The sequence below is a fragment of the Eubacterium sp. AM05-23 genome (assembly GCF_003477535.1).
In the GTDB taxonomy this organism is placed as follows: domain Bacteria; phylum Bacillota; class Clostridia; order Eubacteriales; family Eubacteriaceae; genus Eubacterium; species Eubacterium maltosivorans.
In genome coordinates, this window is record NZ_QUDF01000012.1 from 114,007 (window position 1) to 136,834 (window position 22,828).

The 22,828-nt window shown below is 48.5% G+C and carries 21 protein-coding genes, 1 pseudogene and 1 other annotated feature; all 22 genes and pseudogenes read left to right on the forward strand.

Going from position 1 to position 22,828, the window contains the following annotated elements; translation table 11 throughout:
- The first annotated feature begins 177 nt into the window (after positions 1–177).
- Positions 178–858, forward strand: a complete 681-nt coding sequence (locus tag DW091_RS15855) for a response regulator transcription factor (protein WP_118518645.1) — start codon at positions 178–180, stop codon at positions 856–858.
- Positions 851–1,897, forward strand: a complete 1,047-nt coding sequence (locus tag DW091_RS15860; protein ID WP_224168822.1) for a HAMP domain-containing sensor histidine kinase — start codon at positions 851–853, stop codon at positions 1,895–1,897. Before DW091_RS15855 ends, DW091_RS15860 begins: the two co-directional genes overlap by 8 nt.
- A 99-nt stretch (positions 1,898–1,996) precedes the next feature.
- Entirely contained in the window at positions 1,997–2,668 is a 672-nt protein-coding gene (locus DW091_RS15865; RefSeq protein WP_058693610.1) for an ABC transporter ATP-binding protein, read from the forward strand.
- 5 nt (positions 2,669–2,673) lie between these two features.
- On the forward strand, positions 2,674–5,070 hold the full coding sequence (locus DW091_RS15870) for an ABC transporter permease (RefSeq protein WP_118518646.1): 2,397 nt from the start codon (positions 2,674–2,676) through the stop codon (positions 5,068–5,070).
- A 178-nt stretch (positions 5,071–5,248) separates the two neighbouring features.
- Positions 5,249–5,656: an Rrf2 family transcriptional regulator gene (locus DW091_RS15875; RefSeq protein WP_058693612.1), complete on the forward strand. Its 408-nt coding sequence runs from the start codon at positions 5,249–5,251 to the stop codon at positions 5,654–5,656.
- A gap of 14 nt (positions 5,657–5,670) precedes the next feature.
- Positions 5,671–6,879 carry a cysteine desulfurase NifS gene (gene nifS / locus DW091_RS15880; RefSeq protein WP_074617507.1) on the forward strand — a complete coding sequence of 403 codons (1,209 nt, stop codon included), beginning with the start codon at positions 5,671–5,673 and terminating at the stop codon, positions 6,877–6,879.
- A gap of 43 nt (positions 6,880–6,922) precedes the next feature.
- Positions 6,923–7,300, forward strand: a complete 378-nt coding sequence (gene nifU / locus DW091_RS15885; protein WP_224168826.1) for a Fe-S cluster assembly scaffold protein NifU — start codon at positions 6,923–6,925, stop codon at positions 7,298–7,300.
- Between the two features lie 152 nt (positions 7,301–7,452).
- Positions 7,453–8,634, forward strand: coding sequence for an AI-2E family transporter (locus tag DW091_RS15890; RefSeq protein WP_224168823.1), 1,182 nt, complete (start codon positions 7,453–7,455; stop codon positions 8,632–8,634).
- A gap of 110 nt (positions 8,635–8,744) precedes the next feature.
- Entirely contained in the window at positions 8,745–9,290 is a 546-nt protein-coding gene (locus tag DW091_RS15895) for a hypothetical protein (RefSeq protein WP_058693616.1), read from the forward strand.
- Complete coding sequence (locus tag DW091_RS15900; RefSeq protein ID WP_058693617.1) at positions 9,271–10,338, forward strand: AI-2E family transporter; 1,068 nt, start codon at positions 9,271–9,273, stop codon at positions 10,336–10,338. Before DW091_RS15895 ends, DW091_RS15900 begins: the two co-directional genes overlap by 20 nt.
- Before the next feature lie 77 nt (positions 10,339–10,415).
- Positions 10,416–10,634 (forward strand) — a binding site (T-box leader).
- A 79-nt stretch (positions 10,635–10,713) separates the two neighbouring features.
- Positions 10,714–13,353 carry an alanine--tRNA ligase gene (gene alaS / locus DW091_RS15905; protein ID WP_058693618.1) on the forward strand — a complete coding sequence of 880 codons (2,640 nt, stop codon included), beginning with the start codon at positions 10,714–10,716 and terminating at the stop codon, positions 13,351–13,353.
- Between the two features lie 82 nt (positions 13,354–13,435).
- Positions 13,436–13,708 carry an IreB family regulatory phosphoprotein gene (locus tag DW091_RS15910; protein ID WP_013382004.1) on the forward strand — a complete coding sequence of 91 codons (273 nt, stop codon included), beginning with the start codon at positions 13,436–13,438 and terminating at the stop codon, positions 13,706–13,708.
- Positions 13,709–13,832: 124 nt separating this feature from the next.
- A complete protein-coding gene (locus DW091_RS15915; RefSeq protein ID WP_058696337.1) occupies positions 13,833–14,777 on the forward strand; it encodes an aldo/keto reductase in 945 nt (314 codons plus the stop codon).
- A 47-nt stretch (positions 14,778–14,824) separates the two neighbouring features.
- Positions 14,825–15,262: a Holliday junction resolvase RuvX gene (gene ruvX / locus DW091_RS15920; RefSeq protein ID WP_058693619.1), complete on the forward strand. Its 438-nt coding sequence runs from the start codon at positions 14,825–14,827 to the stop codon at positions 15,260–15,262.
- A 56-nt stretch (positions 15,263–15,318) separates the two neighbouring features.
- Positions 15,319–15,618, forward strand: a complete 300-nt coding sequence (locus DW091_RS15925) for a DUF1292 domain-containing protein (protein WP_058693620.1) — start codon at positions 15,319–15,321, stop codon at positions 15,616–15,618.
- Between the two features lie 2 nt (positions 15,619–15,620).
- Positions 15,621–16,328 carry a DNA/RNA nuclease SfsA gene (gene sfsA, locus DW091_RS15930; RefSeq protein WP_158577917.1) on the forward strand — a complete coding sequence of 236 codons (708 nt, stop codon included), beginning with the start codon at positions 15,621–15,623 and terminating at the stop codon, positions 16,326–16,328.
- 20 nt (positions 16,329–16,348) lie between these two features.
- The gene (locus DW091_RS15935; RefSeq protein WP_058693622.1) at positions 16,349–18,094 is read left to right on the forward strand and encodes a ribonuclease J; all 1,746 of its coding nucleotides are present in this window, start codon (positions 16,349–16,351) and stop codon (positions 18,092–18,094) included.
- A gap of 176 nt (positions 18,095–18,270) precedes the next feature.
- On the forward strand, positions 18,271–18,636 hold the full coding sequence (locus DW091_RS15940; protein ID WP_013381998.1) for a YlbF family regulator: 366 nt from the start codon (positions 18,271–18,273) through the stop codon (positions 18,634–18,636).
- A gap of 77 nt (positions 18,637–18,713) precedes the next feature.
- Positions 18,714–20,192 carry an endolytic transglycosylase MltG gene (gene mltG, locus DW091_RS15945; RefSeq protein ID WP_118518649.1) on the forward strand — a complete coding sequence of 493 codons (1,479 nt, stop codon included), beginning with the start codon at positions 18,714–18,716 and terminating at the stop codon, positions 20,190–20,192.
- A gap of 15 nt (positions 20,193–20,207) precedes the next feature.
- The gene (locus DW091_RS15950) at positions 20,208–20,924 is read left to right on the forward strand and encodes an O-methyltransferase (protein WP_224168824.1); all 717 of its coding nucleotides are present in this window, start codon (positions 20,208–20,210) and stop codon (positions 20,922–20,924) included.
- A gap of 414 nt (positions 20,925–21,338) precedes the next feature.
- Positions 21,339–22,574: a U32 family peptidase gene (locus DW091_RS15955; protein WP_118518650.1), complete on the forward strand. Its 1,236-nt coding sequence runs from the start codon at positions 21,339–21,341 to the stop codon at positions 22,572–22,574.
- 128 nt (positions 22,575–22,702) lie between these two features.
- Positions 22,703–22,828 (forward strand): annotated as a pseudogene (locus DW091_RS15960) (N-terminal phage integrase SAM-like domain-containing protein); the annotation flags it as partial.

Sequence of the window (22,828 nt, forward strand, 5' to 3'; positions counted from 1 at the left end):
TACCATCAAATGAGAAAAGTTTCCTCGCAGTTCCTGCACAAAAAAGGCAGTAGGCCCTTATGATCATACCCGAAAGCAGATGAAAAGGAAATGCTTTTTTAAAAAAGAAACTTCTCTTTCCTTATAAGTTAGGATAAAATATTAGAATGATGACAATATTCCAGAGAGGAGCATAAAATGAAGAGTATTCTTGTAGTGGAAGACGATGAAATGCTGGGCGCAGGTCTTTGCTATAATCTGGAGCTTGAGGGCTTCAAAACCACTTTGGTACAGCGTTTTGAAGACGCTGGAAAAAGGATTGAGAAAGACCACTGGGATATGGTGATTTTGGATGTGAATCTTCCGGATGGCGATGGCTTTGGTCTGGCGAAAAAGCTGCGGCTCCAGGACAGAACTCCATTGGTTTTTCTAACAGCCTGTGACTTGGACGATGATATTTTGAAAGGCTTCGAGCTGGGAGCAGATGATTATATTACCAAGCCCTTTAACATAAAGATCGTGATTAAACGCATCAACGCGGTTCTCAGAAGAAGTGAAGTCAGCAGAAAAGAGCTGTTTATCTGTGGAAACCTTGAGATTGATTTTGAGAAACGGGCGGCTAGCAAAAACGGAGAGCCACTGGTGCTGACGCCGACAGAGTTTAAGCTTCTGCAGCTTTTCTGTAAAAATCCCGGCAGGGTGCTGACCCGGAAAATGCTTTTGGAAAGTCTGTGGGACAATGAGGGAAATTTTGTTGATGAGCATACCCTTACGATCAATGTCAGCCGCCTGCGTTCAAAAATATCAGACGATACCTTTGCCTATATTAAAACAATCTATGGGATGGGCTATGAATGGACCGGTGAAGGGGATGCGTAAAAGACAAGTATCCACTGTGCTGCAGGAGTGGATCAGTATTGCTGTTATGAGTATTTTGACTGCGGCCTTCGCGGTGCTGGTCTTTGCCCTGACCGATCGTGATACGGGCATGATGCTTCGTGCGGCCGCGATAATTTTTGCAGTGGCTTTTTGGGGGATTTTCTATGTTTTTCAGCTGATTTGCAGACGGCGCTTTGTTTCCTTTGCGGATGAGCTCTGCTCAAGTCTGGACAGCTTGATCCAGAACGAAGGGATACAGTCCTTTAACCTGGAGGAGGAAACTCTGTCTTCAAAAGTGCAGATGAAGCTGAATCAGTTATATGATATTACCAATGCCGCCACCCAAGAGAGCAGCGAACAAAAGCAGGCGGTTCAGAGGATTATTTCAGACATATCACACCAGCTTAAGACGCCTATTGCCAATATAAAAATGTACGCGGATACCGTAACGAATCCTCAGGTTCCAGAGGAAAAAAGGCTTTTCTTTCTGGATGGGCTTCAAAATCAGGTGGAAAAGCTTGACTTTCTGATCCAGGTGCTGACAAAAATATCACGGTTGGAAAACGGACAGATCGTATTAAAGGCTGAGCGTCAGGTCTTTTATCCTACTCTTGCCCAGGCAATCAGCGGTATTACTATGCCGGCAGAAAAAAAGGGGATCACCGTAAACGTGGTGTGTGACGAGACGCTGGAGCTTTATCACGATACAAAATGGACGGCCGAAGCGCTTTTTAATCTGTTGGAAAACGCGGTTAAATACACCCCGGAGGGTGGAAAGGTATCTGTTTCAGCAGAACAGTGGGAGATGTACACAAAAATAGAAATTGCGGATACAGGGATCGGCGTTTCTGAGACACATATCAATGATATTTTTAAACGGTTTTACAGAGAATCCAAGGTCCACAGTACCCCTGGCATCGGCGTGGGGCTTTATCTGGCGCGCGAGATTATCGGGAAAGAGCAGGGCTACATTAAAGTAGCCTCACGGGAAGGTGAAGGCTCTGTTTTTTCAGTATTTCTGCCGAATCAGGCCGGTTGATGAGCAATCTCTCAAAACTGTAACATTCTTTTTTCAAATCGAGAGCTTTTTGAAACATTCAGGTGATAAGATTAAGTCAGCAAATAAAGGAGACAGAAAATGGAGATCTTAAAAACAACGGATTTGAAAAAGCATTACGGCAGCGGCGAGAGTATGGTAAAGGCACTGGATGGTGTGTCCTTATCGGTTGAACAAGGAAAATTTACAGCCATTGTGGGAACCTCCGGAAGTGGAAAATCAACCCTTCTGCATATGTTAGGAGGGCTGGATAAGCCGACCTCTGGCAGTGTAAAGATAGGCGGCAAGGAGCTGTCTGACATGAACGACGAGCAGCTGACCATCTTCAGAAGACGCCAGATCGGCTTCATTTTCCAAAACTACAACCTGGTGCCTATCCTTAATGTATACGAAAATATTGTACTGCCCATTGAACTGGACGGTAATACAGCAGATAAACGCTTTGTGGGCGGTATTGTCAAAATGCTTGGGCTTAAGGAAAAGCTGACAAGCCTGCCGGGAAACCTGTCAGGCGGACAGCAGCAGCGTGTCGCCATCGCCAGAGCACTGGCGACAAAGCCGGCGATTATTCTGGCAGATGAGCCGACAGGAAACCTGGACAGCCGGACCAGCCAGGATGTTCTGAGCCTGCTAAAGGCAACCAGCGCCCGGTTTAACCAGACCATTGTCATGATTACGCACAATGAAGAAATTGCCCAGCTGGCGGATGAGGTTATCCGTATTGAGGACGGCAAGATCGTAAACGGCAGGTAACGGCAATGAATTACGAAAAAAATAATAATGGAAAAGTTATCGGAAAGCTTGCCAGAGACAGCATTAAAACGAGCAAAATGCGCAATGCCTTTATTGCTGTCACCATTATTTTATCTGTAAGCCTCCTGATGGTTATGAGCCTGTTTACCGTCGAGATGAAAGAAGCGGATAAACGTGCCATGGCCAGAGCGCAGCATGCGATTTACTATAACCTGACAGATGACAAACTGCATCGCCTGACACAGGATTCACGAGTTTCCTACCTGACGCTCGGAAAAAGGGGACAGGCGGTAGAAATCGACAATTATACGCTGGTGCCTGTCTATGTGGATGGCAATTCCATGGATATTAAAACAATGGACCTGCTGGACGGAAAGCTGCCAGTACAGGAAAATGAGATGTTGGTTTCACGAGAATACCTGGAACAGATCGGCAAGCCGGCAGAGCTTGGAACAGAATTTACCGTAACTTTCCTGAACGGAGCAACTGAAAGCTTCAAGGTCAGCGGCTTTATTGAGGGAACAATGGGAAGCAAGCAGTATACGCTGGTCTTTTCAAAGGCCTACGCCGAAAATGGCCCTCAGATGAAAAACATTCCCTACGAGGCCTATGTCCGGCTTTCAGGGGCAGAGAAGATGGGCAAGGAAACCTGTAAAGCGGCGATTTATTCAGTCGGCGGTGATGCGGGAATACCGCGGGAGGACATGAATCCAAACGATCATTTTCTGGACACCCTGACAGCAGATACTCCGGAAATCGCTTTGGCTGCGTGTGTGGGAGTTGTTGTACTGCTCGCCAGTGTTCTGGTTATCTATGGCGTTTTCTATATCTCGGTGGTTGGCAGGATACGCCAGTATGGACAGCTGAGGACCATTGGCACGACCAAAAAACAGGTGCGGCGGCTGGTTACCCGCGAAGGCGTCTATCTCTTTGCCGTATCGGCTCCGGTGGGGGTTATTATCGGCAGTGTTATCGCCTATTTTCTGAAGCCTGACGGATGGAGCCTTTTAAATACACTGCTGGTAGCGCTGCTGGTGCTCGTGATTGACCTGATCACTGTTTTGATTTCCGTTCGGAAGCCTGCCTCAATCGCGGCGTCAATTTCGCCCATTGAGGCTTCGAAATATTCGGCTTACTCCGGCGGCAGGAAAAAGAAAACCAAAAAGGTACACCGGAGAATCAGCCCGCTGCATCTCGCAGCCATGAACTCGGCCAGAAACCGGAAAAAAGTTTTTATGACAGTTCTCTCGCTGGGGATCGGCGGCGTTCTATTTATGGCGGCAGCGACCTTTGTCAATTCCTTTGATAAAGAAATGTATTCGCGTCAGGGCGATTTTGCGGATTCGGAATACATCGTTTCTTTTTCAGGAAACGCTATGGAGCTCTCAGAGTACGGTATAGCAGGACTTCAGAAGAATTCCCCTTTCACCGACACGCTTGAAAGCCAGATTTTGTCCATCCCTGGGGTGGATGGTATCCGCAGTAACCAGGCGACCTCTGTTGAATTTGATTATCCTAAAGAGGATCTTGTCCATGTTGAGGATAACATCTCCCCATTTACCAGAGAGCAGGCTCAGGAGCTTGAAAAATACCTGGAGGATGGGAACCTGGATTACGATGCAATGCTGAAAGGCGACACCATCCTTCTTCAGGCCAACTCGGTGGTGCAGGAAATTTATGGCTGGCATTTTGAGGTTGGCGATGCGTTAACCCTCTATTTTTACAATGGCGATACCGTGGTACCCAAAGAGGTAAAAATAGCAGGTATGATCAGCACAGACTATCCGAAGCCCATCAGTGGATGGTTTATGATGCCTCAGGAGGTCCTCCAGTCCATCGTGCCCTTTAATCTTGATAAGGATTTTATTGTTTCGACAGAGCCTTCTATGGAATTTGCGGTTGAGCAGCCGCTGCGGGCTTTGGTAGACAGCAATCCAAACCTTGCTCTGTCAACGCTTCAGGAACAGAGAGAACAGGATGCGGGAAGCATTGCGACCCTCTCAGCTACTGCGCTGGGGCTGGCATTGTTTATCATCGCATTCAGTATGATCAATCTTGTCAATACATTGATTACCAACATCCTGTCTAAAAAGCAGGAGCTGGCCATGCTGGAATCCATTGGCATGAGCCGCAGGCAGATCCGCCAGATGGTGCTCGGCGAGGGGATGCTTCTGGCCGCGGGAAATCTGCTTATCACTCTGACGCTCGGCACCGCAGCAGGCTATATGATCTGCTGGGCCTTTGGAAAGCTTGGAGTCTACTATATGATTTACCAGTTTCCGGTTTTTTATGTGCTGGCCTACGCGGTAATCCTGCTTCTGGTACCATACCTTATCTCAAAAATTGCACTCCGCAGCTTTGAAAAGGAAACGCTGGTGGAACGATTGAGAGAAGCAGAATAAATAATTGAAACATCTGGATAGCAGTTTTATATCCAGATGTTTTTATTTTGGAGAAAAATAATAATTTTTCCTGAAAAAATGCCAAAGAACAAAATTTTATCTTGCATTAATGCGGAACTGTGCTATAATACTATTAAATTCCAGGTGGAATACTGGGAATTAAAAAGGAGGTGCCACAGTGAGACTCTCCACAAAGGGCCGGTACGGTGTACTGGCTATGTATGAGCTGGCGTGCCGGTATGGCAATGGGCCAGTATCAATAAAAGAGATAGCAGAAAAACAGAATTTTTCAGACTCCTATATGGAACAGCTTTTTTCGACCCTTAAAAAGGCGGGACTGATCGTCAGTTTAAGAGGCGCGAAAGGTGGGTACATTCTTTCAAGAGAACCCAAGGACATCAGTGTTGGTGAGATTATCCGCGCGCTGGAAGGCCCTATTGAGCTGGCCGACTGCGTCGGCGGCCCTGAGGGCTATGTCTGCCAGAAGTCGGGAGAATGTGTCACCAGAGGACTCTGGATGGAAATCAGAGACAGCATTAATAACATCATTGATAACCGGTCTTTACAAGACTTAATGGATAATTGAAAGAGAGGCTTTTTATGAAAAGAATCTATTTAGATAACGCGGCGACAACAGCCGTTGACGAAGCGGTTTTGGCAGAAATGCTGCCATATTTTACAGAAAAATACGGAAACCCATCCTCTATTTATAAAGAGGGCCGGGAAGCCAAGCGCGGCGTGGAAGCTGCCAGATTACAGCTTGCCCAGGCCATTAACGCAGACCCGAAAGAAATTTACTTTACAGCCGGCGGCTCCGAATCGGACAACTGGGCCATCAAGGGTGTGGCTTTAAAAAACAGAAAAAAGGGAAACCACATCATCACCACAGAAATCGAGCACCACGCAGTGCTTCACACCTGTGAATACCTTGAAAAGGAAGGCTTTGAGGTCACCTACCTTCCGGTTGATGCGGACGGACTTATTTCACTGGACGATCTCAAGAACGCCATCAAGGATGAAACCATTCTGGTTTCAATCATGTTTGCCAACAACGAGATCGGCACCATTGAACCCATTAAAGAAATCGGAGAAATTGTCAAGGCTAAGGGGATCATCTTCCATACCGACGCAGTGCAGGCCTTCGGCAATGTTCCCATTGACGTAAAAGATTTGAATGTGGACTTGTTATCCCTCTCCAGTCATAAAATCTATGGACCGAAGGGAATCGGCGCTTTATATATCCGAAAGGGTGTACCGATCGACAATCTGATCCACGGTGGCGCGCAGGAAAGAAGACGCCGCGCCGGTACAGAAAACACTGCATCCATCGTCGGATTTGGCAAGGCTGCGGAAATGGCAGCCAATGACCTTGAAGCCAATACAGCCCATTTACAGGAGCTCAGAGACGCTCTGATCAAGGGTGTAATGGAGAAAATTCCTCAGGTGCGTTTAAATGGGCATCCGACCAAGCGTCTTCCGGGGAATGCCAATTTCTGCTTTGACTATATTGAAGGGGAATCCATTCTCTTAAGTCTTGACCTGATTGGCGTTGCGGGCTCAAGCGGGTCGGCCTGTACCTCAGGCTCTCTGGACCCGTCGCACGTACTGCTGGCCATTGGACTGCCGGCTGGGATTGCCCACGGCTCCCTGAGACTGACCATTGGCAAGCACACCACCATGGAGGATATTCATTACGTCGTCGACAATCTTGTCGATATTATTGAACGGCTGAGAAAAATGTCACCCATTGACGCCAACAGCCCGATTGATGACGCCGTTTATGACCATGACCACCACCATCATCACTGAGAATGATGAAAAATAACAGATAGATAAGGAGAATAAAATCATGATGGAATATACAGATAAAGTAATGGAAAACTTCCAAAACCCTAAAAATGTCGGGGAAATGGAAGACGCAAACGGAATCGGCCAGGTAGGCAGCCCTGCCTGTGGCGATATTATGAAAATGTATTTAAAAATAAACGATGACGGCATTGTTGAAGACGCCAGCTTTAAGACCTTTGGCTGCGGCGCCGCCATTGCGACCAGTAGTATGGCCACAGAAATGATCAAGGGTAAAACCGTTGAAGAAGCCGCCGCCCTGAAAAACTCAGAAGTAGTGGAAGCCCTTGGCGGACTTCCGACTGAAAAAATCCACTGCTCTGTTTTAGCGGCTGAAGCCATTCAGGCTGCTATCGAAGATTATAAATCAAAGCACAGCGCATAAGCCTATGATCCAAAACGCTTTTCAATCATGAAAGGCGTTTTTTTATTTATGAGAAATCCTTTTGTTGACAGGACATTAAAAAAGGGTATTAAAAAATAAGCAACTCGTGATGGTGCAAGATTCAGCAAAAGAAAGAGGGAATGGTAATGGAGATGAACCAAAAAACAAAACGGACCTTAATCGGGCTCATTATTCTGGCGCTGATTTTATGGGCGGGACTTAAGAATATCGACGCAGTGTGGGGGGCGTTTCTCGGGCTTCTGGGATTAGTTTCCCCCTTTATCATCGGCGCTGGCATTGCCTTTGTCTTAAATATACCCATGAGCCTCATGGAAAGGCGTCTGTTTACAAAAAAGCGCCTAAAGGGAAAGCGTGTCCAAAAACTGCGGCGACCTCTGAGTATCCTGATGGCATTTTTAATTCTTCTTGGTATTGTGGCCCTGGTTATCTTTCTCGTGCTGCCGGAGCTGGTAAACGCTGTATTACTCTTTGCAAAGAACTTTCCATCGGTTCTTGCAAGCTTTCAGAGCTGGGCGGTCCGCATTCTCGGCGAGCATTCAGAGATTTCTGCTTTTATACAGAAGCTGGATACCGGTGGGCTTGAAAGTCTGAACTGGGACATGCTCAGCAAAAACCTGTTTTCCTTTTTCAGGGGCGGCGCTGCGGGATTTTTAAACACAACGCTGAACGTGGCAGCCTCGGTAGCAGGCGGTGTTTTTCATACGGTGATCGGCCTGGTGGTGGCGGTTTACCTTTTGTTCCAGAAAGAAAGGCTGGGGCTTCAAACCAGAAAGCTTCTGTACGCCTATCTGCCGGAAAGGCGCGTTGACCGGATTTTGGAAATTGCCAGCCTTACCCAGAAAACCTTCAGTCATTTTGTTTCAGGACAGTGCATTGAAGCCCTGATTTTAACAGTCATTTATACCATTGTATTATCGCTTTTGCAGATGCCATATGCCCTGACCATTGCAGTGCTGATCGGTCTGTTTTCGCTGATCCCTGTCTTTGGCGCCATTGTGGCCTGCTGTCTGGGGGCGTTTCTCATCTTGACCCTGAGCCCGGTCAAGGCGTTGATTTTTGTGATTGCCTGCTTCATCGTACAGCATGTCGAGGGCAACCTGATCTACCCCCATGTTGTGGGCAGCTCCATTGGCTTGTCCCCGCTTTGGATTCTGGCCGCGGTCACCATTGGCGGAGGAGCTTTTGGGATTCTAGGCATCATTGTGATGATCCCGCTCTTCTCAGTACTCTATACATTGACCGGCCAGACAGTCAACCATCGTCTGAGCCAGAGGGACATAGACCCGCGAAAGCTTTTAAAGAAAGAAGAGTGACCTTTGGATTTGAAGAATTCTTGAGCATTCTCTCAAGACAATGCGCTTGCGGATGTGCTATAATAAAGCCAGCGACAGAAGCAACAAAGTTTATATAGAAAGGTGAAAAAATGAAAGCCAGTAATTTATTAAATACCCAGGTGTTTCTTGAAAATGACACACGGCTTCGGGGGCTTGTGCGCGACATAAGAGTTCGGGACCACAAAATTGACTGCCTGGTTCTCTCGGAGGGCGGCCTGTTCAGCAAAGCACAGATTATTTTTCCTTCAGATATCATCGAAGTGGACTATGACCATGTAACACTGGGCGGGGACAAGGGCATCACCAAGCTCTCCGCAAAAGAAATGAAGGCGCGGCTTGCGGACAGCTATTCGATCGTGAACACACCGGTAAAGGATGTGGATGGCAAGCGCTTTGCCAAAGTCGCAGATGCGACGGTCTCCAAGGATTTTAAGGTTCAGGAATATGATTTGTCACGCAGCTTTTTTGACGATCTGGACTACGGCTACAGCCTTGTGGCCGCAGAACATATGACATACCATGATAAAAGCCTGAATTACGACAGAGATATGCTGGAAATGGACCGGACGCACCGGGAGGGCGGTATTCTGGAAAAGGTTTTGGGGGAGGAACATCATGAAAATATCACCGGATAAAAAACGAATTTTGATGGTCAACACCATTGTGGTTTTGATCTGCATCCTTTTTGCGGTATTTTTATGGCCCACCTTTTCGGGAATGTTCATGCCATTTTTTATGGCCATTATTTTGGCCTACCTCCTAAACCCGTTGGTCAGGATCTTTGAACGCCGGGGCTTTGGTCGCGGGTTGTCCGTTCTTTTTGTCTGCGTCATTGTCCTTTTGATTTTGTTCGGCGTTTTTATGAGCTTTGTGCCCAGCCTGATCAGCAACATTGCCCAGATGGTGACAAACATTCCGTCAATGCTCCAGAATTTGCAGAATTACAGCGGGCAGATATCTGAATTTATTCAGAAATACAACGCTTCAGATATGTCGAAATACTTTAATCTTGAACAAAGTCTGTCTCAGGTGGCTGGCATGTTCGGCAGTATGCTGCAGGGCTTATCCAATGCCCTTATCGCCAACAGCGGCCAGCTGATGAACATCGTTATCGTTCCACTGGTGACCATTTTCCTCCTGCTGGACAAGGAGGTATTCACCCAGTCCCTCATGTATCTGGTGCCCATTGACGCCAGAAATCAGGTAAAGAAAATGTTTTATGACATCGATATGGTTATCGGCGGCTTTATCCGTGGACAGGGGCTCATGTCCATTATCGCCGGGATTCTGACAGGTGTGGGCGCTTACTTTATGGGGCTGCCCTACGCGCCGGTCATCGGTGTGATTGCGGGGGTTACGACCATGATCCCTTATTTTGGTCCGGCGGTGGGAATGGTGGTGATCTGCGTGATGGCGCTGCTGTCAAGCCCGATACAGATGGTTTATATCCTGATTTGGATGGCCGTTGTCCAGGTGGTGTGCGGCAATCTGCTGGCGCCGGCGCTCATGTCCGGCAACGTTGGGCTGCACCCGGTTGTCATTATTTTTTCTATCTTTTTCTTTGGCGCCATGTTTGGCGGTTTGGGTATGATTCTGGCAGTACCGATCATGGGAACGGTCAAGGTTGTCATGAAGTATTTGATCGCCGGTTTTGCATCCTCCAAGGGTGAAATGCTCAGGTAAAAGAATATTGACAGGCAATTCAGAATAAGGCTTGACAAAAGCGAAAACATTACATATAATTTGAATGTTAAGTAAATATGAATGCAATGAGAATGACAACCTTATGACAGACCATTCAGAGAGGGAACGGTTGGTGTGAGTTTCCATGGAAGTGATAAGGCCGCCCCATTTGAGCAGCGGTTCTGAAATCAGGAGAGTGTAAGAACCGACGGCTGACAGACCGTTATTTGTTTGAGTGAGCAAAGCGCCGCTTTGCTAATTTGGGTGGTACCGCGGAAATCAACTTCGTCCCTGTTTGCAGGGGCGGAGTTTTATTTTTTTACTCAAAGCATCAAGTATAAACAAAAACAAATTCATAAAAGGGAGAACGAAAACATGCAACCTTTAGGTTTAAACGAAATTCGTGAAAAGTTTTTAGCGTTCTTTGAGAGCAAAGGACATTTAAGATTAAAGAGCTTTCCACTGGTGCCGATCAATGACAAGAGTCTGCTTTTGATCAACTCCGGGATGGCTCCGATGAAGCCTTATTTTACAGGCGATGAGATTCCGCCGAGAAAACGGGTAACCACCTGCCAGAAGTGTATCCGTACCCCAGACATTGAAAATGTGGGAAAAACCGCCCGCCACGGTACCTTCTTTGAAATGCTCGGCAACTTTTCCTTTGGAGATTACTTTAAAAATGAAGCCATTCCATGGGCATGGGAATTCTGTACCGAGGTCATGGAAATGGACCCGGAAAAAATCTATGTCTCCATCTATTTAGACGATGACGAAGCCCATGATATCTGGCATGACGAAATCGGCGTGCCGGAAGAACGGATCGTCCGTCTCGGAAAAGAAGACAACTTCTGGGAACACGGACTGGGACCATGCGGCCCCTGCTCCGAGCTTTACTATGACCGCGGAGAAGAATATGGCTGCGGCAGCCCAGACTGCGCTCCGGGCTGCGAGTGCGACCGTTATGTTGAGTTCTGGAACCTGGTATTCACCCAGTTTGACAAGGACGAGGAAGGCAACTACAACCCGCTGGCCAACCCAAATATCGATACCGGCATGGGCCTGGAACGTCTGGCCACCATTATGCAGGGTGTTGACAATATTTTCGAGATTGATACCATCGGCCATATTTTAAACTATATCTGTAAAAAGGCCGGTGTAAAATACGGCGAAAACACACAGGACGATGTTTCCATCCGCGTTATTACCGACCATGTCCGCAGCGTTACCTTTATGATCGCTGACGGCGTTATGCCGGGTAACGAAGGCCGTGGCTATGTTCTGAGACGTCTCCTGAGACGTGCCGCCCGCCACGGCAAGCTGCTTGGTATGCAGGAGCTTTTCCTTTATGATGTGGCCAAGGAAGTGGTTCGCGTTTCGTCTGGCGCTTATCCGGAGCTGGCAGAAAAGCAGGATTACATTCAGAAGCTCATAAAAATTGAGGAAGAACGTTTTAAAGAAACCATCGACCAGGGCCTGAGCCTGCTCGAAAAAGAGCTGGACAGCCTGATCGCACAGGAAGAAAAGGTATTCCCCGGACAAGGCGCCTTTAAATTATACGACACCTACGGCTTCCCCTATGACCTGACTAAGGAAATTGTAGAGGAACGCGGCCTGACCTTGATCGCCAGTGAATTTGAAGAAGCCATGCAGGAGCAGCGTGAGCGCGCGCGGAAGGCCCGTGCCGAAAGTGACCTGGCTGTCTGGGCAGACGATCCCTTTAACCCGCTGGGACCAGACGCGCTGGTTGAATTCGTAGGCTATGACAATCTGGAAGCAACCGGAAAAATCATTGGCCTGATCGCAGGTGAAGAGCTGGTGAGCGAAGTACACGCTGGTGAGGATGTTCTGGTGCTGCTTGACAAAACCTCGTTCTATGCTGAAAGCGGCGGACAGGTTGGCGATAAAGGCCAGATCGTATCCGGCGACAGCGTGATCGAAGTAACCGACTGTAAAAAGGGCAGCCTGAGCCGCCATATCCATTATGGCAAGGTGGTTTCTGGAACCTTTAAAATGGGCGAAGAGGTTACGACAAAGGTCAACCGTGAGCTGCGCGCCGCTACCCAGAGAAACCATACCTCGACCCATTTGCTCCAGAAAGCGCTGAAGCAGGTGCTGGGTGACCATGTTGAACAGGCAGGCTCCTTTGTATCGCCAGAACGCCTCCGTTTTGACTTTAACCATTTCCAGCCAATGACTCACGAAGAAAAACGTCAGGTAGAGGAAATCGTCAATAAGGCGATTCTGGAAGCCATGGATGTCGCCATTTTTGAAACCAGCATCGACGACGCCCGCTCCATGGGCGCGATGGCTCTTTTCGGTGAAAAATACGGCGAGGTTGTCCGCGTTGTCAAGGTTGGAGATTTCAGCATCGAGCTCTGCGGCGGCTGCCATATCACGAACTCCGCCCAGGTCGGGATGTTTAAAATCCTGAGCGAAACCGGCGTCGCAGCCGGCATCCGCCGTATCGAAGCGGCCACAGGCATGAACGCCGTTTATCATGTTGAGCAGATGGATGACACCCTGCTCGAAACCGCGGAAGCCTTAAAGACCAACCCAGACCATCTTCTGGAAAAGGTTACCGAGCTGTCTGAACAGAGCAAGCATAAAGAAAAAATCATCAACGAGCTCAAGCATAAATTTGCCGGCAATATGGTGATGGATATCCATCAGAAGGTGACCGTGATCGACGGCGTACAGACCACCATCGCAGAGGTTGAAGGAGTGGATATGGAAGAGCTCCGCAACATCAGCGACATGCTTAAGGACCGAATGGGCTCCGGTATTGTGCTGCTCGGCACCAAGGGTAAGGAAAAGGTAAACTTTATCGCTACAGCCACCAAGGATATTCTCGATAAGGGTTTCCACGCCGGCAAGCTTATTAAGGAAGTAGCGCAGATTGCAGGCGGCGGCGGCGGCGGACGCCCGGATATGGCTCAGGCTGGTGGCAAAAAGCCCGAAAAACTGGGCGAAGCCTTAGAAAAAGCTAAAGAAATCATCAAGAATCAGCTTGACTAAGGGTTTTCAAGAAAAAAAGCTTGTCTTTTGAAGGTTATTGCGTTAAAATAGGCGTAGACCAGTAAAGAGGAGGAATGGCAAAATGGATAGCAATACAGTATTTGATCGAGGGACCATCTTGTTTGACGTGAACAACGATAAAGCCAAAACAATTGATGAAGTCATGCAGGAAGTCAACAAGGCACTGATCGAAAAAGGATATAATCCCGTTAATCAAATCGTTGGTTATGTTATGTCTGGCGATCCGACTTATATCACGAGCCATAATGACGCCCGTAACTTAATCCAGAAAATCGAACGCGATGAACTTCTTGAAGAGCTGGTAAAACGCTATTTGAGCAGTATTCAAGAATAACGAGCTTATAGATGAACACAGGTCTTAGGCGAATTTTGACAGTTTGCCTAAGACTTTTTATTTCTATTGTAAAGGGGAGCCGTGGGTCTTTTTTCCAATAGAAATAAACAGGAAACGACGAATGATGGAATATCGCAAACTGGGACAGACGGGGATCGAGGTTTCAAGGCTCTGCTTTGGAAGCCTGACCATTGGCCCGCTGCAGAAAAACAAAACACTGGAAGAAAGCCGCCCGATCATCGAAGCGGCTCTGGAGGCCGGAATCAATTTTTTTGATACGGCCGACCTGTATAACTGCTACCCTTACCTCAGGCAGGCATTGGAGATTAAAAAGGATCTGGTCATCTGTACCAAATCCTATGATTACTCGGCCGAGGGTGTAGCCAAAAGCCTGGACAGAGCTTTACGTGAGCTGGGACGGGACTATGTTGATATTTATATGCTGCATGAGCAGGAGAGCCGACTGACCTTTGAGGGACACTGGGAAGCCATTGAGTATCTTCTGAAAATGAAAGAGAAGGGCGTGATACGCGCCTTTGGCATCTCGACCCACCGGGTTGAGGGCGTTCGCGATGCAGTGGATTTTAACGAGATCGAAGTCGTTTTTCCCCTCATTAACCTAACGGGTATTGGCATCGAGGACGGAAGCCGTGAGGATATGGAAGCCGCGATTCTGAAGGCTAAACAGGCCGGAAAGGGCGTTTTTGGCATGAAGCCACTGGGCGGCGGTAACCTGCTGGCCAGCAAGGAGGCCTGCTTCGATTATATCCTGGGTCTGGAAACCCTGGACGCCATCGCCTTTGGCATGCAGTCCGTTGACGAGGTGCGTTACAATGCGGCCAAGATAAACGGAGAGCCCATCGAGGCAGCGCTTGCAAAACGCGTGGCAGGCGCGAAAAAAAGCCTGCATATCAGCGATTGGTGCGAGGGCTGCGGCGAATGCGCCGCCCATTGCAGCCAGAAAGCGCTCACAATTATTGATGGAAAAGCACAGGTGGATCATTCAAAGTGTTTGACCTGCTGTTATTGTGCGGCCTATTGTCCGCTTTTTTGCATAAAAGTTATTTAGTATTGAACCTGCTGACTTTGGGTATAAAACTGGAAAGAGAAAAATTTATGGCAACAAAACGCATACTCGGCCTTGACGTCGGGGATAAATATATTGGTATCGCAGTCAGTGATCCGCTTGGCATAACCGCCCAGGGTTACAGAACCTGGAAACGCAAAACGCGTGACGATGATCTGGCCTTTTTTACAGATGTTGTGGAGCAGTTTAACGTGACCACCCTGGTATCCGGACTGCCCAGGGACATGGAAGGAAATGAGACCGCTCAGGCCCGTAAGACACGCAATTTCTGCCAGTTCTTAAAAAAACGGCTGAATCTGGAGGTTGTCTATATTGACGAAAGACTGACATCAAAAGCCTCCGAACGGGTTTTGATCGAAGGCGGCGTGCGGCGTGAAAAGCGCAAGGAGTACATCGATACCCTGGCAGCCCAGATGATCCTGCAGGTCTATCTGGACAGCGGTGAGCACACAAATAAAGGATATTAAAGCTGAATTAAGCATAATAATATAAACTAAATTTAAAGAAAACGAGGTATTTAAACATGGAAGACAACAAAATTACATTATTAGACGAAGACGGTGTAGAACGCGTATTTGAGCTGGTGATCAGCTTTGACATTGAAGACAAAACCTATGTCCTCTTAGCAGAAGACGAAGAAAGCGAAGATGTATTCCCATTCGTAATCCGCGAGGATGAAAATGGTGAAGAAACCCTTTACCCAGTCGAAAGCGAAGAAGAATTCGCACTGATCGAACAGACCTACGAACAGCTGATGGAAGAAGACGACGATGACGAAGAATGCGGTTGCGGCTGCGGCTGCGGCGGAGACCATCAGGAATAATAATGGAGCTGAGCAGCTTCCCCATCGTTGAGGGGGAATTCATCTCCAGGCCTAACCGATTTATTGCCCGGGTTATGATCGATACGGACAGCGCCCCACGTGAAATTACGGCGCACGTAGCAAATACCGGCCGGATGCGCGAGCTTCTCGTGCCCGGCGCCCGGGTTCAAATGGCTTTTAATCCGTCGCCAAAGAGAAAGACGGATTTTACGCTGCTGACAGTATGGTACAAAAGCACATGGGTCTGCATACACTCGACCATGGCCAACGCGCTTGCCTTTGAGTTTATGGAAAAAGCCCCGGATGTCTGTCAGCTTAAAAGGGAAGTAACCTACGGCAAAAGCCGCTTTGATCTGGCTTTTGAGCGGGAGGGACGCCCCTGCCTGTACGAAGTGAAAAGCGCTAACCTAGTGGTTGGCGCTGCGGCGATGTTTCCAGACGCCCCGACCGAACGGGGCTGTAAACACCTGGAAGAACTCATGCATGCGCATACAGAAGGCTACGAGGCTGGCGTGCTCTTCGTTGTACAAAGAGAGGACGCCCAGTTTTTTACGCCCAATATTGCCACCGATCCGCTTTTTTCAGGGCTCCTTAAAAAGGGGTATGAAGAGGGCCTGGTCGTTCGCGCCCTAAGGTGTGTCATCAGAGGAAACACAATTACAATTGATTCAGAGATACCGGTCCGTTTTGACACGGCCGGACGGATATAAAATAATGAAAGGAGATTATTTTGATCGAAACACAACAGAATAAAAACGAAAATAGAAATCAGAATCGTCAGAACCACCGGTCCAAAAGAAGGAACCACCCGCCAAAGCATAAAGATAAGCTTAAAGTGATTCCCATTGGGGGACTTGGTGAAATCGGAAAAAACATGACGGTTTTCGAATACAAGGACGAGATGATCATCGTAGACTGCGGCTTAAAATTCCCAGACGATGAAATGTACGGCATTGATATTGTCCTGCCAGATTTCAGCTATATTGTCGAAAACGCCGATAAGCTGAAAGGGCTTTTTATCACCCACGGACATGAGGACCACATCGGAGGGATTGTCTATCTGGTTAAGAAGCTCGGCATCACAGTTCCCATCTACGCGACCAAGTTTACCATGGGACTCATCGACAAAAAGCTTGTTGAGCACCGCCTGACGACCAAAGTGGACCGTCAGATTGTAAAGGCAGGCGACAGAGTGCAGAAGGGTAGTTTCGAAGTCGAATTTATCCGGGTTAACCACAGTATTGCCGATTCCGTTGCCCTTTATATCAAGACACCGGCAGCGACCGTCCTGCACACAGGGGACTTTAAGATCGACTATCACCCCATCGACGGCGAAATCATGGATTTACAGCGTATCGCCAAGCTGGGGAGCCAGGGCATCGATCTGCTCATGGCCGACAGCACCAACGTTGAGGAAGCAGGCTTTACGCCTTCAGAAAGCTCCGTTGGCGCCACCTTCTACAATCTGTTCAGAGGGTGTAAAAACCGGATCATCATCACCACCTTTGCATCAAACGTGCACCGTGTCCAGCAGATCATCGACGCGGCAGCCAGTTATAAACGCAAGGTCATTATCAATGGCCGGAGCATGGAAAACATGGTAGAGGTCGCCTCTGACCTGGGCTACCTGAAAATTCCTAAAAACATCCTGATTGATATCAAGGATATGAAAAGCTATAAAGACAGCGAGCTGGTGATCATCACCACCGGCAGCCAGGGAGAGCCCATGGCAGCCCTTGGCCGTATGGCCCACGGCGAGCACCGCTTCCTGAACATTAAGAAAGAAGATACGGTTATTATCTCAGCTTCTCCGGTCCCGGGGAATGAGAAGATGGTCTCAGAAGTCATTAACAAGCTGGTGGATCTGGGCTCAGAGGTCGTCTATAAAAAATTTGCGGACATCCACGTATCCGGCCATGCCCGCCAGGAAGAATTAAAGCTGGTCCAGACACTGGTTAAGCCAAAATTTTTCTTACCGGTTCACGGCGAGGCCCGGATGCTCGTACACCACGCCGCCCTTGCGGAAGGTGTGGGAACCGACAAACGCAATATCTTTATTGCAGAAAACGGGTCCATCGTGGAGGTTGACCACCGAAGCTGCAAGATTACCGGCAAGGTACAGGCAGAGCCTGTGCTGGTCGACGGCCTGGGCGTTGGCGACATTGGAAACATTGTGCTAAACGACCGTAAGCGCCTGTCTGAGGACGGCCTGTTTATTGTGGTGGTTACCATGCACAAGGGCAAGGCCATCTCAGGACCAGATATTATCTCCAGGGGCTTCGTCTATGTACGAGAATCGGAAGAGCTGATCAACACAGCCCGCGACGAGGTTAAAAAAGCCCTTCTGGCCTGTGAAGAAAAAGGCGTGGTGGATTGGAGCTCCATTAAAAACGAGATCCGAGAGTCCCTGTTCCGCTACCTGTACAGCCAGACAAACCGGAAGCCAATGATCCTGCCGATTTTAATGGAAGTGTAAATTCACAGTTTTTAAATTAAATAGAAATTAGAAATCTTAAGCTTCAGAATATGGGAAAATTTTCCCATTATCTGGAGCTTTTTCTAAAATAATCACTATAATTGTAAAAATTTAGTAACAATTTGATCTAAGATGTGTTATAATGTTGATTAAACGAAAAGAAAGGAACTTAGGGAATGAACGTATATGATGAAGCCAACAATTTGGCCCAGGCTCTTAAAGAATCAAACGAATATCAGAATTTTAAGGCAGCAGAGCTGAAGCTAAAGGCTGACGAAGAACATTACGCAATGGCTCAGGATTACGCGAAAAAGCAAATGGGCCTTCAGACAAAACAAATGATGGGCCAGGAGCTGACAGAGGAAGAGGTAGAAGCCTACAACTCCTTAACAGCGTCCGTGCTGGGCATTCCGATTATTGCCGAATACTTCCAGGCGCAGATGTATTTTGGCATTGTCTTCCAGGATATCATGGATATTATCAGCAAAGCCGTTGATTTAGACATGAGCGGCATGTTTGGCGGCGAGGAAGACGCAGAGTAACTAAATAAATCCAGGGGTACTTTCCAAAAAACAAGGTACCCTTTTTTTGAGTAAATCCCCGTAATTGAGGTGAGTAAATGAAAATTAGATTAACACAGGGCGAAGCGAAGAAAGAGGCTTCGGAGCCTAAAAAACAGGGCCGTCAGACACAAAAGTGGACAGCCCAGTCAACCGAGGTGGAGATGCATAAAAAGCGCGCAAACGCCAAGCGTCCCGCGGGTGGAAGCACCCAGACAGCACCAAAGAAAAAAACACAGCAGCGCCCGGCAGCAGAGGGAGCAGTAAAACGCCGCCCTGCAGAAGGCAGCAAAGCACAGGAACGCAGGGAAGCCACCCGCCCGGCGGGCTCAGGCGCCCCGAAGCAGAGAGCTGCAGGCCAGAAAAAAGGCCAGTCTGCCCAGAGGGCAGGCAGCCCGGGCACTGCCAAAAAGAAACGACCGGTGCAGCAGCCTGCCGAAACACGCCGGAGAAGAGAAGCAGAGGAAATGGAAGCACCTGTGAGAAGAAAAAAAGGTGGACTTAAGTACAAGCTGCCCATCGTGATCGCGGCCGTTGTGCTGATTGTCGTTATCGCCATTTTTGCAGGACGAAGCTTCTACAACGCCATGCTGGAACCCACAGGAACCAGCACAGAAACCATGATCGTCGAAATTCCAGACGGCTCCACCATCAAAGACGTTGGCGAGATTCTTTATGATCAGGGCTTGATTAAAAACACCATGGTCTTCCAGAGCTACGCGGGACGCCACAGCCGTGGCACAAGCGGCATGCAGGCCGGAAATTATGAAATGAACCATGCCATGTCCGTCCCGGACATAGTGAACAAGATGCTGGACGGTGATGTCTACAGCGGCGCGATCCCAGTACTCCTGTCCGAGGGCAAGAATATCAACGAGATGGCCCAGATACTGGAAAAACATAATATCTGTACCTCAGCGGCCTTTATCAGCGAAACCAAGAAGCTGGGCGAATACAAAGCCCTGTATCCGATTTTGAGCAGTATTCCAGACGATAAGAACCGGACCCTTGAGGGCTACCTGTTCCCAGATACCTACGAGATCGAGCCTGGCAGCACTGCAGCCGACGTTGTGAAAAAAATGCTGGACCGTTTTACCGAGGTTTATAATCAGAACTTTATGCAGCAGACCACCGAAAAGGGCAAAAGCGTGGATGAGATTGTCATTATGGCGTCTATCGTAGAGCTTGAAACCAAGCTGCCTGAAGATAAGGCCAATGCCGCCAGCGTTTTCTATAACCGTATCGCCCAGAATATGCCTCTGCAGTCCGACATTACTGTGGACTACGCACTGGGTAAAAAGCATGCGGTACTGACCGAGGAACAGACCAAAATCGATTCACCCTACAATACCTATCAAAATTTAGGCCTGCCCGTCGGCCCCATCTGCTCTCCGGGAAAAAGTTCCATCGATGCAGCCATCAACCCGGCTCAGACCAATTACCTGTTCTTCGTAGCCGATATGGACTCCGGCAAGCTCTATTTTAATGAGACGCTGGAAGGCCACAATGCCGATGTTCAGAAGTATATGGGCGACTAGAAAGCGTAACAAACCGTGAGTAACATTGTACCAGACTACATAGAAGATTATATCCGCGGCCTGCTTCCGGGGGAGACACCCTTCCTTGAGCGGCTGCGGCTCATCGCAGAGACCAATCATGTGCCCATTATTTTTCCAGAGGTGCGCAATTATCTGGAAATTCTGATTCAAACCCACCAGATCAAAAGCATACTGGAAATTGGGACAGCGGTGGGCTACTCCGCCGGAGTTTTCGCCCACGCCATGGGTAAAGACGGCCATGTAACCACCGTAGAACGGGACGACCGCATGATTGTCCAGGCCAGAGAAAACATTGCCAAAATGGGCTATGAAAAGCGGATTCGCTTAATCCAGGGCGACGCCCAGGAAACAGCGGCCAGCCTTACAGGAACTTTTGACATGATTTTTCTGGACGGCGGCAAAGGACACTATATCCATCTGCTTGAGGACTGCCTGCGGCTTTTAAAGCCCGGCGGTCTCATCGTTTCCGACAACGTGCTCTACAAGGGTATGATCGCCACCAACGAGCTGGTGATCCGCAGGAAGATCACCATCGTCAAGCGGATGCGAAAATACCTGGACGCCATCAGCCACGATCCCAGACTCATGACCACCGTGCTGCCTCTGGGTGACGGATTGGCAGTGAGCGTTAAAAAGGCAATTGAGAATGGAAAAGGTGAATATGCAACCGATGAGGATGTTTTTGCGGAGGATGAAGCAGTAGAAAATTGAGGAAAAAGAAATATAGCTTTATTGATACTGAAAAGACATTGCAACTTTTGAGTTAGGATGATATAATAGAGGAAGAAAAGGGACACCGGCAACGGCCCGCCCCTGTGTGTAAAGGTTTGGACCGCTATGGCTTGCAGGCGCTAGCGGTCTTTTCCATTTCGGATCAGTTCAAGAATGAACACAATTAACGTTAAAACAAGTATTAATTGGTTGCTATCCATCCCATCACCCCCATTTCTGGGGCTGGATTAGACCGTGCCAGTGCCACAAGGACCGAATGTCCCGTGGGATAATTATAACATTTTCTAATTCAGAACACAATCATCAGGCGCTCGCCAGAGCGCTTTTTATTTTTGCATTTCATGGGAATTTGCTATATACTATAGAGATGAAAATCACGAAGGAGAACATAAATTGAGAAAAAAACCTGAATTGCTCGCCCCGGCGGGGAATTTTGAAAAATTGAGATATGCCCTGCACTACGGCGCCGATGCAGTTTACTGTGCAGGAAAACGCTTTGGCCTGAGGGCAGGGGCTGGTAACTTTGAAATGGAAGAGCTTGAGGAAGCTGTCCGTTATGTCCACGAAAGAGGCAAGCGCATCTACGTTACCCTGAACATGATCCCCCACAACCGCGACCTGGAGGGGCTTCCAGAATATGTTCATGCCCTGAAAGCCATGGGCGCAGATGCCGTACTGGTGGCAGACCCCGGCGTTTTTGCCATTGTGCGTGAGACCGAGCCAGAGCTCAAGGTCTCCATCAGTACCCAGGCCAACAATACCAACTGGAAAACCGTGGAGTTCTGGTATCACCAGGGCGCCCGGCGCATCGTGCTGGCCCGGGAGCTCAGCCTTGAGGAAATGCGGACCATCGTGGAAAAAACACCCGCCGACATGGAGATCGAAACCTTTGTGCACGGCGCCATGTGTATCTCCTATTCTGGCCGCTGCCTGCTGAGCCATTACATGACCGGCAGAAACTCGAACCAGGGCGACTGCGCCCACCCATGCCGATGGAAATACCACCTCATCGAGGAGACAAGACCAGACGAGGACTTTAGCATAGAGGAAGACGAAACCGGCTCCTTTATCTTTAATTCCAAGGACCTCTGCCTTATCGACCATATTCCAGAGCTCATAAACGCAGGCATCGACAGCCTGAAAATCGAGGGCCGCATGAAAAGCCTTTACTATGTGGCCACCGTGGTACAGGCCTACCGCCAGGCCATCGATTATTATTACGACCATCCCGAGGAGAGCGCCGTCGATCCCAAATATTTCCAGGAGCTGCGCAAGGTCAGCCACCGCAATTACACCACCGGCTTCTTTGAGCATAAGACCACAGCCGATGACCAAAATTACGGCACCAGCAGCTACACAAGACTTTATGACTTTGCCGGCGTGGTACAGTCCTACGACCCCGAAACCTGCGAGGCCGTCATCCAGCAGCGCAATAAAACCACGGTGGGCGAAACCGTCGAGGTCATGGTGGCAGGCTCGCCGGAGGGCTACTACGTCCAGCAGGTGGGCGAGATGAAGGACGAAAAAGGCAACGCCCTCGAATCGACCCCCCACCCCAAAATGCTCTACACCATGAAGATGGATAAGCCCGTCAAGCCCATGGATATTATAAGAAAAAAAGAAAAATAGAACACTCCGCCCGGTCCGAAGATTTTCAGGCCGGGTTTTTTTATTTGGTCTCCCGGCGCGGGCTGGGTAAAAAATATAACGACAGCAATACAGAGCAAAGGAGCGATAAAATGCAATCAAATATGACCATGGAAGCATGGATAAAAAACCGTAAAACCAACGTGAAAGGAAGCAGCCTTAAAACCTATAAAAGCTACGAGAAGGCCCACCTCCTGCCTTTTTTTGGCGATATGCCCCTCAGGGCCATCAGCAGA